The organism is Candidatus Syntrophosphaera sp. (assembly GCA_019429425.1).
GTDB lineage: Bacteria > Cloacimonadota > Cloacimonadia > Cloacimonadales > Cloacimonadaceae > Syntrophosphaera.
The window spans coordinates 69,431-86,410 of record JAHYIU010000001.1; the positions used below are offsets into that span (position 1 = coordinate 69,431).

Sequence of the window (16,980 nt, forward strand, 5' to 3'; positions counted from 1 at the left end):
GGAATCTCTTCAGGAAGCTATCTCCTTGCGACTCAGCAAAGTATAATACAGGGTGGCGTCCTTCTTGGCCACATTGCCAGTGGGGACGCGGTCGATCCGGAGTTCGTGGTCAAAACCGTAGAGCTTCATATGAACGATGTCCCCATCCCTGATCTCGGACGAGGCCTTGGCCGTTTTACCGTTAATGCTCACCAACCCTTTGTCGCAGGCGGTTTTGGCGATGCTGCGGGTCTTGGTCAGGCAGAGTTTGTTGAGGAGCAGGTCGATGCGCATAAATCATCCTTCTTTCGGACGCAGCTCCTTGTTTGCCAATATCTTAGCTGGATAGCAGGCGCTGCGTCTCGAGGGCAATCATCAGTTCTTCGTTGGTGGGGATCTTGAGCACTTTGACGCGCGAACCGTCCCCGGTGAGGTCTTCTATCTCGCTGGTGAACTTGGCGTTGGCCTCATCATCGAGTTTGATTCCCAGGGCTTCCATATCAGAGCAGACCTGCTGGCGCATGATGGGCATGTTCTCACCCACCCCGCCGGTGAAGATCAGCACGTCCAGCCCGTTCATGGCGGCGAAGTAGGAACCGATGTATTTCTTTATCCGGTAGCAATATACGTCGAAGGCCTGGATGGCCAGCGGATTGTTGTGCAGCAGGATCTGATCCTCGATCTCGCGCATGTCGTTGGAGATCTGGGAGAGGCCCAGCATCCCGCTTTTCTTGTTCAATATGCCGTTCACCTCATCGACGCTAAGCCCCAGATGCTGTTGCATGTGGATCGGCAAAGCAGGGTCGATGTCACCGCAGCGGGTGCCCATCATCAAACCTTCCAGCGGGGTCAGGCCCATCGAAGTGTCGATGGACTTGCCGCCGTCGATCGCGGTGATGGAAGCGCCGTTTCCCAGATGGCAGGTGATGATCTTCAGCCCGGAAATGTCGCGGCCCAGAAACTCCGCGGCCCGCATGCTCACGTATTTGTGCGATGTGCCGTGGAAGCCATAGCGGCGGATCTTGTGAGTGCTGTAAAAATCCAAAGGAAGCGGATAGAGGTAGGAGTGGGTGGGCATCGTTTGGTGGAAGGCGGTGTCGAACAATCCGCACTGGGGAACCTCAGGCATGCTGGCCTTGACGGCCTCGATGCCTTTGAGGTTGGCAGGGTTGTGCAAAGGCGCCAGGGAGATGCATTCGCGCATCACGTCCACCACGTGGTCCGTTACCACCACGGCGTCCGAATAGTGCTCCCCGGCATGCACAAGGCGGTGCCCGACCGCGTCGATCTCGCTCTTGTCGCCGATCACGCCGTTGACCTTGTCCAGCAGCGAATCCAGGATCAGCTGCAGACCCTGTTCATGGTTCTCGATCACCATTTCGCGCTTCTTTTTGGTGAATTTCTCGCTTTTGTAGGTGAACAGCGCGATGTCCTCGCCGATCTTTTCGGCGATGCCTTCAGCCAGAACGTTCCGGGTCTCGATATCGATAAACTGGTATTTGATCGATGAACTGCCGCAATTGAGCACTAAAATCTTCATTAAACTTCCTCTTGATTTGCTTTTTTGCGCAAGTCCGCTGAAAGTGCCGATATTGTCAACCACTTTAGAGCCTCCGGAGTACTCTCGCCCCCCTTATCAATACGGTGTCAATACGGACTCATTACGGACTTTGTCCGTAATGAGTCCGTATTGACACCGTATTGATAAGGGGAGCCAGATGGGGTTATCGTCTGGAGGAGGAACCGCGAAAAGGCCAAAAAATGAGGGGCCGGCAAAGCGCGGGCCCCTCTGGTTGGGATTTAATCAGGGTTTTGGATCAGGGCACGATGGCCGTGACCCGATAGAAGTAGATATCGCCGGGAACGATCTGCGACCAGGATGTGCCGGTGGTCGAAGAGATCTGGCTGAAAGTCCCGTCCGGCGTGCTTGCGCGGTAGATCCGGAATTCTGTTACGGCCAGGGGATAGGTCCAGTTCAGCTGGATCCGGTTGGTGGAGGGGACGTAGCTGATGGCCAGGTCTCCGATGGGCGGAACTCCGCTTCCCTCCCACCAGACGCGGTTGTAGCTGTCCTGCTCGAAAGCTGGCCCGCCAAAGGGGCCGCTCCAGCCGGCAAAGTAGACCAGGCCGCTATCCGCGGTCTTGGTGACGTTGTATGCCCCGCTCCAGGTGTTGGTCGGGAAGAAGGCCCCGGTGACGGTGAAAGACTGGCTGTTATTGATCTGGAGCAGCCTGCCACCGGACAAGCCCAGCCGGAAAGTGCAATAGTCGAAAGCATAGTTGGTGTTGACCAGGGAGCCTGTTTTGACGTTGATCCCGCTGGCGCTCATGTATTCGAAGACCGTGTAGGCGGCCCCGACGGTCGCCCCGCTTTCCACGTTGAAGCCGTAATAGCCGCTCACGTTGTGGGTTACGGTGGCCGCCTGGGTCGATGTCCCGGAGGCCAGGAATTCTCCGCCGCTGTTTATGTTGACGTTCTTGGTGTGGGACATCATCAGGCTGGAGCCGGGGCTGACGAGCAGGGTGCCGTTGATGTTCAGGTTGCCGGTGCAGACCAGGTTGTAGCCTCCGGTCTGCAACAGGCCGCCGTTGATGCTGGTGATGTAGCCATCGCTGACCGTAAGCGTGCCACCCAGGGAGACGACGTTGGCCGCGTCCTGGATGAATCCGCCCTTGACGGTGCATTCATTGATGGTCAGGTTGCGGGTACGGGTTATGGGGTGGACGTTTCCTTCGCGGTCGGTCTCGAACATGGGATCAATCCCGGATTCGCGGGTTGCCAGCTTGTTCACCTTGAGGGTCCAGAACCAGCTTGTGGGCAACAGGGTGACCGTGTTGTCCCCTGAACCGGTCAGTTCCACAGTTCCCCCGGTGGGATCGAAGCTGCCGCGGTTGTCAAAGAAGTTTCCGTTGGCCCGGATGGTTCCTCCGCTGATGGCATAATCGCCGGAATTGGTGGAGGTGAGCCAGATACCGCGATCCTTGACGTTGAACTCACCGGAGCTGAGTGTGAAAGTGATCGGATTGGTGTAACCGATATAGCAATCCATGCTTCCGCCATAGATGTCCACGATGCCGTTGTTGGCGATGGTCATGTCGCCATTGACATCATTGTATTGATCCGTCCCCTGGTGGAATTCCAGGTGTCCCGTGTCGGCGATGAACGATCCGTAGAGCCCGTTCTGGGTGAGATCGGCGATGACGACATGGCTGTTCGACCAGGCTCGCAGGGATCCTCCGCCGGTGTAGGAAGCTATGTTGTGGATCGTTGTGCCATAGAAGGCGAGGATGGCTCCGCTAACCGTGTTCACGACATTGTTCATGGTGCCGCCAGCACTGAAGGTTACGATATTGCCGACCGTGAGCGTGCCCGCGATCCCGGTGTTGCCCTGGAAGGCGAGGGCGTTGCCAAAGTGGGAGTCGGTCACGTTGTGGAAGTTGGTGGTCCCGGAAACATTTTGCCCCAAGCTGGCCTTGTCGAAGACCACGGTGCTGGTTCCGGCATTGAAAGCGGCGGTTCCGGCGTTATTGATCCAGTTTCCGCCAACATTCAGAGTCCTGGTGTTGGCAGAGAGGACTCCGGCCTGGAGGGTTAGGTCGCCGTTGATGTCCAGATCTGACGAAGCGGTAATGGTGTTGCTGCGTGTAAGTTCGCGGCTGCGGCCATTCCTGTCCGTTTCTGTCAACGCTTCCGGAATCCCGTCCCGGGTGCTTGATTTATTGATCTTCAGGGCATTAAGGTTTGCCCCGGCAACGTGGGATATGTTGCGGTCAACGCTTCCATACATCTCCAGGATGCCGCCGGTTGGATTGAAATTGCTCCTGTTGCATACAAAGTTGCCGGTCGTGCGGATGGTGCCGCCGCTGATATTGTCGTTGAATGGGAGAGCGGCTGAGACAAAAATGCCGACGTCCTTGAAATCCAGGATACCCCCACTCATGTTCAGGGTGGCTGTGTCAATGTAGGAGAACCATGCAGGCCCAACGCCTCCGTGGATGTTGAAGGTGCCGCCCTCAATGGTGATCGTTCCGCGCAGGTCGATGTATTGGCCGGCATCCTGATGATAATTGATGGTACCTGAGGTCAGGTTGACCGTTCCCATGACGCCTGAATCGACTAGATCGAGCGCGGTGAAGGTGCCGCCCGTGACGTTCAGCCCGCCCTGGGTCCAGTTGTAGGAATTGCAGGTCAGGTTTCTGCTACTCTGCAGATTCAGATTCAGGGTCGATGAGGTCTTGTTCAGTTCGATGGCGTTGAAGACTTCAGTGGCATAGATCGTCGTGGAGGCGTTGCCGTCAAAGACCACCAGGCCGGTTCCTTCATTGAAAGCGGCTTCGCCGACATAGTTGTACCAACTGCCGCGGACATTCATCTGGGCCGGCGCGACAAAGGTCCCGTTGCTGAGCATGAAATAGCCGTTGATGTCCAGATCGCTGGAGGCGTTGACTGTGTTGGCGCGGGTCAGTTCGATGACGTTGCCCTCTTTGTCGGTTGCGGTCGATTCAATCAGCGCGCTTTCCTCACGGGTGCTCTGTTTGTTGATCTTAAGGCTGTAGAGGTTCGAACCCGCCCAATGCGAGACGCTGGCGTCCATGCTTCCGACCATCTCGATAAGCCCGCCGGTGGGTGTGAAATCCGAACGATCGATCTGGATGTTCCTGGCAACCCGGATCGTGCCACCAGTGATGTTTTCGGTGAAAGTATACGCCACGTTTTCATAGATATAGATTCCCTGGTCCTTGAAATCCAGCACTCCGCCGCTCATGGATAACGAGGCATTGGACGCAAAGGGCCAGTAGGACGCAGTGGTGCCGCCATAGACGTTGAATTCGCCGCCAAAGATATGGAGGTCTCCGCGCAGGTCGACCCAGCCCCCGATATTGTACAGATTTATCGTTCCGCCGGCGTTCAGATACCAGCCTCCGGCTATTCCATTGTCGCTCAGATCGTTGGCCGTGAAGGTGCCGGCCAGGATGTCGATCGCGCCGGCGGTCCAGTCATACTCGGCGCAGGTGACCACCGCGGTGGAACTGTTTACCCGCAAAGCGGCTGTGCAATTTGTTTCCAGGATGTTGAAGTTCTCCGAATAATTGCAGTATTGATGTGCATCGCCGGCGAAGATCACGCGTGATGTGCCTTCCGTAAAGGCAGCCTGGCCGAGCGTGTTGATCCAGTCTCCTTTCACGGTCAAGGTATGATCGTTGGCATTGAACACACCGCCGTTGATGGTCAGATTTCCCCTGACCTCAATGTTGGAAAGAACGTTGACCGTGTAGCCGCTGTCTTTGTTGATCCTCAGGTTGTTGAAGTAACTCCCGGCATCGGTCAAGGTGATGTTGCGCGAAGCGTTGCCTTCCATGCTGATCGTGCCGGAATTCAGGCTACAGGCTGCATCCGCGTAAACAGTGAAATTCCCTTTGACCACGGTAGTGCCGGAATAGCTATGATACAGGATGTTCCCACCATACACGAGGACGCTTCCGTTGATGGTCAGTTGGGACGTGGACAGATTACTGACGGCAACGTAACCTGTTGTTTTATAGAGGCTCAGACCCGCTATGGTGGAGGCCGTGTAGGTCCGGATGAAAGAATTGCCGTTGCCATAGAAACGCAGGTATCCGCTGGCGAGGTTTATGGAGGTGTGAAACTCGACGTCGCTTTGGACGAAGATGTATCCGCCCGCGGGAATGCTGGCAGTTGATCCTGCCCTGAAGAACAGATCTCCCCCGACGTAGAGATCTGATAGCGAAGCACTTAAGGTGAGCGATCCCGAGATATCCGCGTTGTTGGCAACATTCAGCGCGACCCCGCCGATCGAGAGGGATGCCCCGTTGCGTAGTTCCAGATTCTTCGCGTTGGCATTGGAAGATACCACCGGGTAATTGGTCAGGCCGCTGGGAATGATCACATCCTGGGAACTGGTCGGCACGGAGTTCAGGCTCCAGTTCGAGCCAGTATGCCAGTTGGTGGAGCTGCTGCCGTCCCAGACGTTGGGCACCGAGTTGCGCACTTTGAAGGTCATTGTGGTGCCGCCGGAGGAACTGATATCGGTGATGACCAGGTTTCCCACCGACTGGGTGGTCGTGTTCACATAGAGCCAGGGTTCCGGATTGGCGCCAGTATGGATCGCGGTCCGGGATACGTTGGAGGAAAAATGGGCTGAATTGATGGTCCCGTTAAGCGTGACCGTCCCGCCTGGCCTGTAGAGATAGACCTCGTCGGGTGGCCCGTTTGAGTTTCCGCGCAGGGTTGTGCCGTCATGAACCGTTATGATCCTGCTCACCAGGATGCCAGAGGCGGGAATGGAGTTTTCATAGGTGCCCGTTTTGCGGCGGTACTCCAAAACATAGAACTGGTTGGGGTTGGTGGAGGCTATCTTGTAGCAGGAGAAGGGATTCTGGTCTATGGCTGTCAGGGTGTATGTGGTGGGGGTCGATGTGGGCGTGATGGTGGGGATGGTGGTAAACCAATTCCCGTATTTCCATTTCATGTAGGTCAGATGGTGCTGGGGTATGGCGGCATCCCATTCCATCAGGTCCCAAGACCCCACCGGCGTAAGGTGGTCATAATCGTCACTGTAGTGATACAAATCCGGGAATCCCAGGGTGTGGGACATCTCGTGGCAGATAACGCCGCGGGCGATGGAGTTTGAGAATTGCAGGTTGTAGTCCCACACCCGCTTGGTGTTGATGTATACCGCCGTGACCAGATGCAGGGTCCAGTGGTGCGGCCAAAGCGGGCTGTTCCAGATCCCAGAGGAGTTACCCTGGGCCACGAAGGTTATGTTGTCCACGTTGCCGTCCCCGTCCCCGTCGACATTCAGGCCGGCTGGTATGCTGCCGCTCACCGAAACGATCGCGGCCCGCATCATGGTTTGCAGCCTGGTATAACCTTGTGTGTCAGTGGTATAGCCGATGGTGTTGGAGGCGCTCCAAGGCAGGAAATAACCGCGGTTGTGGCTGTCCTGGAAGCTGCGGATGATCCCACCCACCGGGGCCGGGTAAAAGGTGGTGTTAATGGTCAGTTGGCTGTTGCTTTCCTCCAGAAAGTAGCCACGCATCGAGGCTCCGGTGGTGGAATTGCACATGGATACATAATCCGAGATCGGTCCAGTGTATTCGGATTGATCAGCGAATCTGACAAAGATGAAGATGTTGTTGATCGTGCCGGTGGTTGGAGCCCGGTCATCGGGGGTGCCCAAAGCAGCTTGATGGGCGGCGATCCGCTCTTCCACGATCCGGGGGTCGATCCGCAGCTTGGGCGGGATGCCCAGAGACGACGGATCGATGCTGCCGGCCACATATTCCGATGGCCGGATGGAATCTCCGTCTGGAAGGGCATACACATAATATCCCGTGGCGGGATCCAGCATTATGGTGTAGTTCTCGCCATCGTGGATGTTGCGGTGGAATTCGTCGCCAGTGACGAAGGCAGCGTAAGTACTGCCGTCAGGCTGTTCGAGGCTAAGGGGTTGATTCTTGACAAAATTGGCGTTCAGGATGGCAAAGCTAAGCAGCAGTGCCAGTAAAGCAAGGACTTTCATCTTGGTCTCCTTCAGCCTGCAAGCCTGCAAGATCAGCCATCCGCGCCAACATAAACTTATTCACACGTAAGGCTCAAATATAAATCAGGGGTTGTGGATGTCAAGATTAAATTGCGTTCAGGATGATATTGGTTGATGAAAGTATTCCACAAAATGACAAAAAACCCTCCAACCGGGTTCTTCATTAGCATACTGGATGCCCTCTCCAGAGTGCAGGAACGGATTCTAACCAAGCTGCTTTATTGAATTTCCTTCCAAGCCGACCAACACTGGAAATTCTGGGGCAATTTGGTGAACCCGGCCTTCTCATAGATGCGGATGGCGGCGGGATCAGCCGAAAAAAGGTATAAGTAGTTCTCGCTGAGCTGATTATGGTATTTCACCAGATAGTCGATCATGGCTCCGCCGAAACCGCGCCCGCGGAATTTATCCCGCGTGTAGACATCGTCCACCCTGCTATAACCAGCGTAAACGCTCACGGAGGCCAGCGAGGCCAGCTCATCGGCGATGAATCCACCCAACAGATGATAGGAAGGGTGCAGCAGATGGCGCTCCACCACTTTGATCGTCCAATCGCCTCCGAACTCGATGGCGATGGTTTCCATCACGTCGATGCTCAGATGGTGCAGCCGCTCGATCCGCAATTCCGGAACCGGCCTCAGGGTGCTTTCATGCTCATGCATGAAGAACTGCTCGTCTCTGGTCTCGATCTTGAAGCCGTGATTTTCCAAGGCCGGGCCGATCTTTTCGAGTTCCCTGGCTTGATAGGATTGATGGATGCGGGGGGCAATGCCTTTGGTTTTATAGAAGAACTCAATGTCGCGGATGGATGATTCCGGGCCAAGGTGGTCTGTGATCACAGCATGGTTGCTGTCATAGGATTTTTTGTTGCCCTCATTCCAGAAGAGCATGCCGTAGTTTTTGGGTGTCATGTTCGTAAATCGCTGGGGGAAGCGCAGTTCTGTATCCAGCATGCGGTTCATGTTAAAAGGTAGCGGCATTTTACCTCCCGCCTGTGGTTCATTCGGACAGATACAAGATAGGATATAGCGCTTTGGCGTCCAGGCAAATGGAGATTGCAGGTAAAATGCTTTTTTTGCTACCCGTCCACCTGAAAGTTCTTGACACTCGGCAAGCGGGCTGAGAATTTGCCTTGGATTTGCCCAGCAAAAGCCCGGGCAGGCCAAAGGAGAGATGATGGAACCCAGAATCGTGCATCGCGAAGCCTTCACCGTGGTGGGGATGAAATGCCGCACCACTATGGCAGACAATCAGATACCCCGGCTTTGGGAAGATTTCAACCCCCGCGCACGAGCGGTCCAGCACGCTCTTTTTGCGCAGGGCTGCTACGGAATTTGCTTTAATGAAGAGGGCGACGAGCCCGGAGGAGACTGGTTTTCCTATCTGGCCGGAGTCGAAGTGACCGAGCTGAAAGACGTTCCCGCCGGAATGGAATCCCTACTGATCCCGGCATCCGACCACGCAGTCTTCGAACATCTTGGCACCCTGGAAAACCTCCAGCAGACCTATCACTTCATCTACAACCAGTGGCTGCCCCAAAGCGAATACGTCATGTTGGGCAGCCAGGATTTCGAGCTCTACGACCAGCGCTTCAAATATGGCCTGCCCGATTCCGTGATGGAGATCTGGATCCCTGTCAGCAAAAAGTAGGCCCGGCCTGAAGATCTGCCTGGTGGGGCTCAACAGCGCCTGGTACCAGAGCAATCCGGCCCTCTATTACCTGCGTAACTCTTTGCGCGGCTTGGGCATGCGGGTGAGGATCAGGGAATTTGCCCTGTCCGAGCAACCCATGGACATACTGGCCACCCTGATCGGCCTGAAGCCTGATGTGATCTGCTTTTCTGCCTATGTCTGGAACCGCGGCCTGATCCAACTGCTCATCCCCGAACTGCGCAAACTTTTACCCAAGGCAAAGATCGTCCTGGGCGGTCCGGAAGCGGACTCTCCGAGCCTGCAAGAATCTCCGGATTTTGTGCTGAGAGGGCCTGGCGAAGGGATCTTCCGCTTGCTGGCGGAATCAGGCTTTTCCCTGCCCCGGGGCATCCATGAGGCCCCCGCGCCGCATTTGCAGGACCTGCCCTTTCCCTATCGTGCCAGCGACAAACCCGCACTGCAAAACAAACTCATCTATTACGAAACCTCGCGCGGCTGCCCCTTCCGCTGCGTGTATTGCCTTTCCGCTTTGGACACGCGCAATGAAGCGCGCTTCGATCCAGCCCTGTCCGCGGACCGAAAACGCCTTTTTGCTGAACTGGACAGGCTTGTGGCTCTCGAACCCCGCACCCTCAAATTCGTTGACCGCAGCTTCAATGCCCATCCCGGCCTGGCCCGCCTGATCTGGAAATATGCCCTGGAGCGAGGCCAATCCTGCGAATTCCACTTTGAGATCTACCCGGGCCTGCTGGCTGAAGAGGACATCCGATTGCTGGAAAAAGCCCCGCCCGGCCGCATCCGCTTTGAGATCGGGATCCAGACCACCAACCCCGAAGTCGCCACAAACTGCGGACGCGCCTCCGACTGGCCCAAAGCCCGAAACATCCTCCTGGCCTTGCGCCAGCGCACTCAGGTCCGCGTCCATGCCGACCTGCTGGCCGGATTGCCCGGCGAAAACATCAGCTCCATCTTCAATTCCCTCGATGAACTCGCGGCCCTCTTTCCGCATGAGATCCAGCTCGGTTTGCTGAAGATCCTGCCCCACACCCCGATGCGCGATATCGCCTCGCAAAGAGGTTATTTATGGATGGACGATCCGCCCTACCAGGTGCTGGCTTCCGATGCCCTCTCCTTTGCCGAGATCTCCGAATTGCACGACCTCGCGCGAGCCATCAACCTATATTGGAACAAGGCTGAATTTATCGGTCACTGGGAGGATCTGCTGAAGTCTGGCAAACCAGCCTCCGAATTGTTCATTCGCCTCAGAAGCCATCACTACGCCAATTCTCTGCCCCTGCACAGCATTTCCCGCCAGGCCAGGGCTGAGATTTTTGCCAAAACCCTCCTGATCTGATCCGCGAACCAGCTCTATGGTTAATATCTCACTATTCATCAACCAGTTAATTATACTAATGTAATAGATCATTCATCCTGGATGTTTATCTCCAATGCTAACAATTAAATACATGATCAGTGCGGCTATGGCTCCCCTTATCAATACGGTGTCAATACGGACTCATTACGGACAAAGTCCGTAATGAGTCCGTATTGATAGCGTAATGATAAGGAGGGCGGAGAGGGCTCCTGAAAGATATGTATAGAGTATCAAGTGAAATTGCAAATAATATCAATTTCGTTGCAAATCGCTGTTTTTAGTGAGACTCCTGTATCAAGGTTTTTGCAAATCGGTATCACCCTTTTTGCAAATTCATTAGTCAGTGCTTTGATAATAATCGAAAAAACGTGAGATACACCGGGCGGTGATCGTCTCGTCAAAGTCGGTGATAATGATGATACCAAAGTCGATGTAGCCCGGTGAGCCGATGTATCTCGATTCCAGGCTATGTTTCGCATATTGTGGGAACAAAATCAGCCAATGAACTGGGTATTTGTGATATGAGCGGTAATCTATTTGAATGGGTGTGGGATCCTTATGCTGCTTAGCCAAGCGGCTCTTATACTGACCCTGTTGGTCCGACCCCCACGATTTCTTGCGGTCGTGTGTGGCGAGGAGGTAGCCATAATTATGGAGGCTTACATTGCCAGATGACGACTAGAATGAATGAAATGAGTGCACACTGGAGATCATTTTATGTTGGCTTCCGAGTGTGCAGAAATCCCCTTAGATATTGATAAATATTGAAATTTATCCTAGAATGAAGGTGTTGCCCCCGGTTTTGCTGATGTAACCTTTGAGCTCAAGATTGAGCAGTATGGTGGAGAGTTTGCCGAAGTTGTGGCCGGTCTGGACCAGCAATTCGTCGAAAGTGATCTCGCGCTGCTCGGTTTTGAAGAGGTCGAAGACTTTTTGCTCGTCGGCTGAGATCTCGGGCATGATCTCAAGCTGGTCTTTAACCTCGGCATCGAAGCCCAGCGCGGAAAGGATATCCTCCGGGCTGGTGATGCACTGCGCTCCGTTCTTGATCAAATAGTTGGGCCCCTGGGCATTGGGATGGTTGATCTCGCCGGGGAGGGCCATCACGTCGCGGTTTTGCTCGATGGCGAATTTGGCCGTGAGCATGGCACCGCTGGAAAGGGGTCCTTCGACGATGAAGACGTTCTGCGCGAGGGCGGAGATGATCCTGTTGCGCGTGGGGAAATTCCAGGGATCGAGTTTGGTGCCGGGTTCGAATTCCGAGACCAGGGCACCGTGCTCGATGATCTGCCGGGCCAGGTCTTTGTTGGAGCCGGGATAGATGGTTTCCACTCCGCTGGCCAGGACGGCGATCGTCTGCGCGCCGTTTTTGAGGGCGGCGGTGTGGGCGCAGGTATCGATGCCGGAAGCCAGGCCGCTGACGATGGTTACCTCATGTTTGCAGACCGGGCCAAGCAATTTGGCGCACATGTCCCTGCCGTAAGCCGTGGGCTTGCGGGTTCCCACCACGGCCAGGCAAATCTGTTTCAGGGCTTTGACCAGGTCCCCGCGATAGTACAAAACCAAGGGCGGAGTGACGATGTTGGCCAGTCCGGTCGGATAATCCGGCTCGCCAAGGCAGAGCAGCTTTATCCCGTAATGCTCGCAGAGTTTGCGGATCTGCTCCTGTTTGGGGTGCGGAACCGCGCCGCGCAGGTGCTCTTTGACGGACGGGTCGACGCCGGCATCGGAGTATAGGGCGTGATCGCCTTTGCCCACATAGCTTTGGGGATCGGGATACTTTTGCAGGAGTTCCAGGATGCTCCGGATTTTCAGGCCCGGCGCGGATTTCAGGCACAGCCAGGCGATGAGTTTGTCGCTCACAGCTCCCTCAACATTTTGTACAGCTTGAACTTAAGCTGTTCCAGATTGATCTGGCCCACCGAGGAAACTGGCATCACTTCCACCATGAATTCCTGTTTGAACTGATCGGTGATATCGCGCAAAACCTCATCCCTCGAGTCTTCGGGGACGGTGTCCAGCTTGCTGATCACCACCAGGCTGGGTTTCTTGTCCATGAAGGAATCGTAGAAATAGAGCTCGGAACGCAGGGTGCGAAAGGCGGAAACGGGATCGGGAGCCGCAATGTCGATCAGGAAGAGCAGGATGCTGGTGCGCTGAATGTGGCGCAGGAACTGGTGTCCCAGGCCCTTGCCCATATGCGCGCCCTCGATTATGCCGGGGATATCCGCCATCACGAAGGACTGGTAATCGCTCACGCGCACCACGCCCAGCATGGGTTCCAGGGTAGTGAATTCGTAATCCGCGATCTTGGGCCGGGCGGAGGAAAGCACGCTCAACAGGGTGGATTTGCCCGCGTTGGGAAAGCCGACCAAGCCCACGTCCGCCATCAGCTTGAGCACAAATTCCAGTTCCATTTCCTGGGTTTGCCGGCCAGGAGTGGCATGGCGGGGCGCTTGATTGGTCGGGGTGGCGAAATTGCTGTTGCCTTTGCCTCCGTGCCCGCCTTTGGCGATGACGATCTCTTCGTTGTGATGGGTGATGTCGGCAACCTTGATCCGCTTATCCCCGTCCAGGCGAAAGACTTCAGTCCCCAAGGGCAGGCGGAGAAAGGTGTCCGCGCCGCTGGCCCCGGATTTTTTGGACCCGGCGCCATGTTTGCCGTTCTCGGCCTTGTAAAGCTTGTTGTAGCGGTAATCCAGGAGGGTGTTCACATTCTCGTCGCCGATGGCGGTTATGTTTCCACCCCGGCCGCCATCGCCTCCATCCGGACCGCCTTTGGGAATGAATTTTTCCCTGCGGAAGCTGACCACTCCGTCGCCGCCGTTTCCGGCCTTGACGCGCACTTTGGCATAATCAATAAACATTCGCTCTGGTTTTTCCTTAATTGATAATGATGAATTTTCGGTTTTGGACCGTGCTTCCCTGCCGCATCCGCAAAAAATACACCCCCTCGGCCAGTCGGGTTCCGGAAACCCTGCCATCCCAGGATAACTGGAATTCCGGAGCGGTGACCGGGGCCGAGTGGATCTCGCCCAGATTTTGTCCCCGCAGATTGAAGACGCCCACGCGCAGCGGAGCCCTGACGAGCCCGGAAAATCTGAGCTCAAAAGGCCCGGAACCACGCAGGGGATTGGGCATCCGGCAGTGGAGTTTTGCAGCCGGCATCGTCTCATCGGCATAGCTTACATAGGTTAGGTCCACTGTCACAAAATCCAGGCCGTTGTCGCTGAATCGCAGTGTGCCTTGAAACGGCAGATAGGGAAATTGGGTCACATAGTGAACAGGCTGGCCATAATCATAGGCTGTGGCCTGTGGTTCAAGGATCTGGCCGCCGGGCAGTTCGATCTCCATGACCAGGGGGAAATCCTCATCCAGGTCCACGTAATCGAAGCTGTAAAGAAGAGTGTCAGGGTCAAATGATCCATTGGTGTGCTGGGGCAGAGTGTTTTGGAATACCTGGTAGACGTTGTCCTCGAATAAGAGCGCACCGGGGGTGCTGTAATCGGCAAAGCCAAATTCTGGCTCCAGGGTCATTAGGTCAATATTAACCAGTATGGTCAGGCTGGATACCATTAATGTGTTGCTGTAATTGGGCCAGGCGCCGAACTGGGGATCGTTGGCCAGATCGCTTATATTGCAGGCCAGATGAAGCTTTCCGCCACTCACCTGGGACTGGATGTCTCCAATGCGGGCAAAGGTCGGCATGCCGGTGGAGTCCATCCCGAGCTTATAAAGTCCTGAAGAGACAACGCCGGGGATGCTGAAAGTGTGGATCATGGCAAAGGCGACAGAGTCGGCGAGGGCTTCCGGATTGACGATGGTGGTGGCATACACATTGTAGGAGGTGAGGGTATTCATGGTGGGAAACAATCCCGTGACATTGGCCAAAGTTGAATAGAAACGGGTGGGGCCACAGGCGAACCAGGAATCGGTCAGATCGAGGTTCTGGGCATACACCATCACGGAATCGCCCGTGGCGTCAGTGCCGATGTGCGCCATCCTGTCAGTTTGCGGGGGGAAAGTGTCGGCATCCAGGTAAGCTGGGTGCATGTAGGCGACGCTTTCATCCATGTAGCCCATTTCCATGCGCAGTCTGTAGCGCAGGCTCTGGCCAAACTCATAGGGGACAAGGGCTTCCCTGGTGCCGGCCGCGTATTCGGCATTGGTGATCTCTTGCCAGGGGCCGGCATTGATGCTGGAGTAACTCTGGGTGGGAACGGTCCCGATACTCAGGTCCTGCCAGCGCAAATGGACATTGCCAGATTCGTCCCGGGAACTGTGCCGGATGTCGCTGAAAGGCATGGTCAGCTGGGCGCAGAGCATGGAGCCAAGCGCCAGGATAAAAAGCGCCAGTATGGTTTGTTTCATTTATTCTCCTTGGTCGGGATATGCATATCGTAAGGGCTGAAAAAGGATCATGGAGCGGTTATATCCTGTTCGGACAATTTGCGGAAATGGGTCCAGATGGTTTCATTGGGTTCGCTCCAAGCATCCGGGGCAGTGGCAAATTCAGGGTTTTCGGCCAATACATGCTCGCGAACGTATTCCGGCAGGTCTGCAAAACCGCCCTCCAGTTTGCGTCCGCGGCAGACCCAGATCACGTTTCCGGTGCTGTTGGCCATCTGCATGAAGGGCAGCCAGGGATAGATCCTGGTGAAGGAGTAGGTCGCCGGCACGCTGCTTAACTCCGGATCAGCCAGATCAGATCTTTCCGCCATGTATTGGACGAACTCCGCCGCCTGGTAGATGTCGCTATGTGAAGATAGGGGAAACTCCCTGCGGGGCAGAGGGTTGGGATAATAGGGGAAAGTTTCGGTGTAAAAGGCGAGCTTGTCTCCCAGGTCCATGGAGGGCAGGATCATGGGGAGCAGGCTCATGGTTTCCTCATTGAAGGAAAGATCTTGGTTCACAGGGTCGTTAAAGACATGCAGCACAGGCACATCCCTGCCCGTGATGAGATTGCGCCAGTTATCTAGCACCTGGTTTGTGCGATGGTCGAGGAAAAAGGCCACTTCCTTGCCCAGCAGGTTGTATCCGTTTTCTTTGGGCACAGCCCGGACGATGTTATACCCTTCCACGGCGAAGAGTTCCTTGCGCTTGTCACCTGGGATAAAGCTGTAAACCGCTCCCTTCCAGTGAAAAACTGTTTCCGCTCCGCTCAGGTCTGCCCGCACCCGGACGTAGTCGTCCAGATAGGACGAACCAAGGCTTTGAAAGCCAAAACTGCCGATGATGCGTTCAAATGCCGGTTCCGCCAGGGTGAAGCCGGCTCTTTCCTCCCCGGAGCATTTGAGCAGGAAATGCCGGTCTTTTTGGCGGATCCTGATGAGCGTGCTTCTCAGGGTTAGATTGCTGTAATGGTTGGAATTCAGGATGATCCGGTGCGCGGCCAAGCCGCTCAATGTATCCGCTTCGGAGGCAAGCACTTTGATGTTGATGTGTCCCTGGCGGGCCAGTTCGCTGGTCACAGCTTCCAGGCCATTCTGCATGTAATCCATGAAATCGAGGTGCCGGTCATAATCGCTCAGAGGCTGCACTTCGAGGTTGAAAACACTGGGCAGGGAGGAAACTTCGGATTGCATGATCAGCTCCAGGAAACCAGTTTCGGGATCGGAACGGAATTCCCAATCTGAGGGGTATTGAAGAATGTAACCGTAATTCTGGCTTGTGTGCTGGGCCCAGTCCTCCGCAGCGTGGAGCAAGGCTCCACAACACAGAAAGGCCGTCAGCAGGCATAGGGCATATTTGGACATATCACCTCACTTCCTGATTCGCTTAACCTGATAAAACATAAAATATTCCGCTTAATAATGTGTCAAGCAGGAAATGTGGGCCAGTGGCTGCTTGAATTGGCGGGGTGAGATGCTCCGCTAACCGATCTGCGCGAGTGCTTATGATATCAGCTATCAGAATTTTAGCAGCTCCTGCAGTTCAAGCAGGTCTTCGCGGGCAAAATTATTCTGGTCGGGACCGTCCGCGTAACCGTCAAAGCCGGAAAAGATGAGGGCGGAGGCCATTTCCGGACCAGGGCCGTATTCTCCGGAAAGCGGTATGAGGATGTTAATGACCTTCAGTTGGTGGCCAAAGGATGTTTTGATCTCAACACTCTTTGGCAAGAGGATCTCGAGGGCCAGGTCCCGGGCTTTGATCCCGGCGATCATTTCCGGAGAAACACCCAGGCGGATCCTGTCATCGCTGGATTCCAACAACTTGAGCGCAACGCGGACGATCTCAGCGGTATCCAGGACATGGATCACTTCGCCATCCAGATAAAGTATAAGACCGTTGAATAATGCACCCACGCTTCGGTTGAGATGAATTCACTGTATCCCACATAAGCTTTTCTGTCCCGACAGGCCTTTTTTGGTCTATTTTTGTGCTTTTGCCTCTCTAATGTCCTTTCTG

General features: G+C 55.2%; 12 protein-coding genes. 3 read left to right on the forward strand and 9 right to left on the reverse strand.

The window, feature by feature from the left end; all coding sequences use genetic code 11:
* Positions 1-9: 9 nt before the first annotated feature.
* From K0B87_00275 to K0B87_00290, 4 genes are all read right to left on the reverse strand, one after another.
* On the reverse strand, positions 10-273 hold the full coding sequence (locus K0B87_00275; GenBank protein MBW6513181.1) for an RNA-binding protein: 264 nt from the start codon (positions 271-273) through the stop codon (positions 10-12).
* A gap of 43 nt (positions 274-316) precedes the next feature.
* Positions 317-1,519, reverse strand: coding sequence for an acetate kinase (locus tag K0B87_00280; protein ID MBW6513182.1), 1,203 nt, complete (start codon positions 1,517-1,519; stop codon positions 317-319).
* Positions 1,520-1,796: 277 nt separating this feature from the next.
* Entirely contained in the window at positions 1,797-7,523 is a 5,727-nt protein-coding gene (locus K0B87_00285; GenBank protein MBW6513183.1) for a M6 family metalloprotease domain-containing protein, read from the reverse strand.
* Positions 7,524-7,762: 239 nt separating this feature from the next.
* On the reverse strand, positions 7,763-8,524 hold the full coding sequence (locus tag K0B87_00290) for a GNAT family N-acetyltransferase (protein ID MBW6513184.1): 762 nt from the start codon (positions 8,522-8,524) through the stop codon (positions 7,763-7,765).
* 196 nt (positions 8,525-8,720) lie between these two features.
* On the opposite strand from K0B87_00290, the gene K0B87_00295 reads away from it, so the two are divergent.
* From K0B87_00295 to K0B87_00305, 3 genes are all read left to right on the forward strand, one after another.
* On the forward strand, positions 8,721-9,194 hold the full coding sequence (locus K0B87_00295) for a GyrI-like domain-containing protein (protein MBW6513185.1): 474 nt from the start codon (positions 8,721-8,723) through the stop codon (positions 9,192-9,194).
* A gap of 22 nt (positions 9,195-9,216) precedes the next feature.
* Positions 9,217-10,551 carry a DUF4080 domain-containing protein gene (locus K0B87_00300; protein MBW6513186.1) on the forward strand — a complete coding sequence of 445 codons (1,335 nt, stop codon included), beginning with the start codon at positions 9,217-9,219 and terminating at the stop codon, positions 10,549-10,551.
* A gap of 461 nt (positions 10,552-11,012) precedes the next feature.
* Positions 11,013-11,141, forward strand: coding sequence for a formylglycine-generating enzyme family protein (locus K0B87_00305; protein ID MBW6513187.1), 129 nt, complete (start codon positions 11,013-11,015; stop codon positions 11,139-11,141).
* Positions 11,142-11,343: 202 nt separating this feature from the next.
* Here K0B87_00305 and dprA read toward each other — a convergent pair whose 3' ends face one another.
* The 5 genes from dprA to K0B87_00330 all read right to left on the reverse strand — a co-directional run bounded on the left by dprA (position 11,344) and on the right by K0B87_00330 (position 16,832).
* The gene (gene dprA / locus K0B87_00310) at positions 11,344-12,435 is read right to left on the reverse strand and encodes a DNA-processing protein DprA (protein MBW6513188.1); all 1,092 of its coding nucleotides are present in this window, start codon (positions 12,433-12,435) and stop codon (positions 11,344-11,346) included.
* Complete coding sequence (obgE, locus tag K0B87_00315) at positions 12,432-13,439, reverse strand: GTPase ObgE (GenBank protein ID MBW6513189.1); 1,008 nt, start codon at positions 13,437-13,439, stop codon at positions 12,432-12,434. The genes dprA and obgE overlap by 4 nt, the downstream gene beginning before the upstream one ends.
* A gap of 16 nt (positions 13,440-13,455) precedes the next feature.
* Positions 13,456-14,943 carry a T9SS C-terminal target domain-containing protein gene (locus tag K0B87_00320; GenBank protein ID MBW6513190.1) on the reverse strand — a complete coding sequence of 496 codons (1,488 nt, stop codon included), beginning with the start codon at positions 14,941-14,943 and terminating at the stop codon, positions 13,456-13,458.
* Between the two features lie 47 nt (positions 14,944-14,990).
* Positions 14,991-16,328, reverse strand: coding sequence for a DUF1838 domain-containing protein (locus K0B87_00325; protein MBW6513191.1), 1,338 nt, complete (start codon positions 16,326-16,328; stop codon positions 14,991-14,993).
* Between the two features lie 153 nt (positions 16,329-16,481).
* Entirely contained in the window at positions 16,482-16,832 is a 351-nt protein-coding gene (locus K0B87_00330; protein ID MBW6513192.1) for a hypothetical protein, read from the reverse strand.
* Positions 16,833-16,980 lie beyond the last annotated feature (148 nt).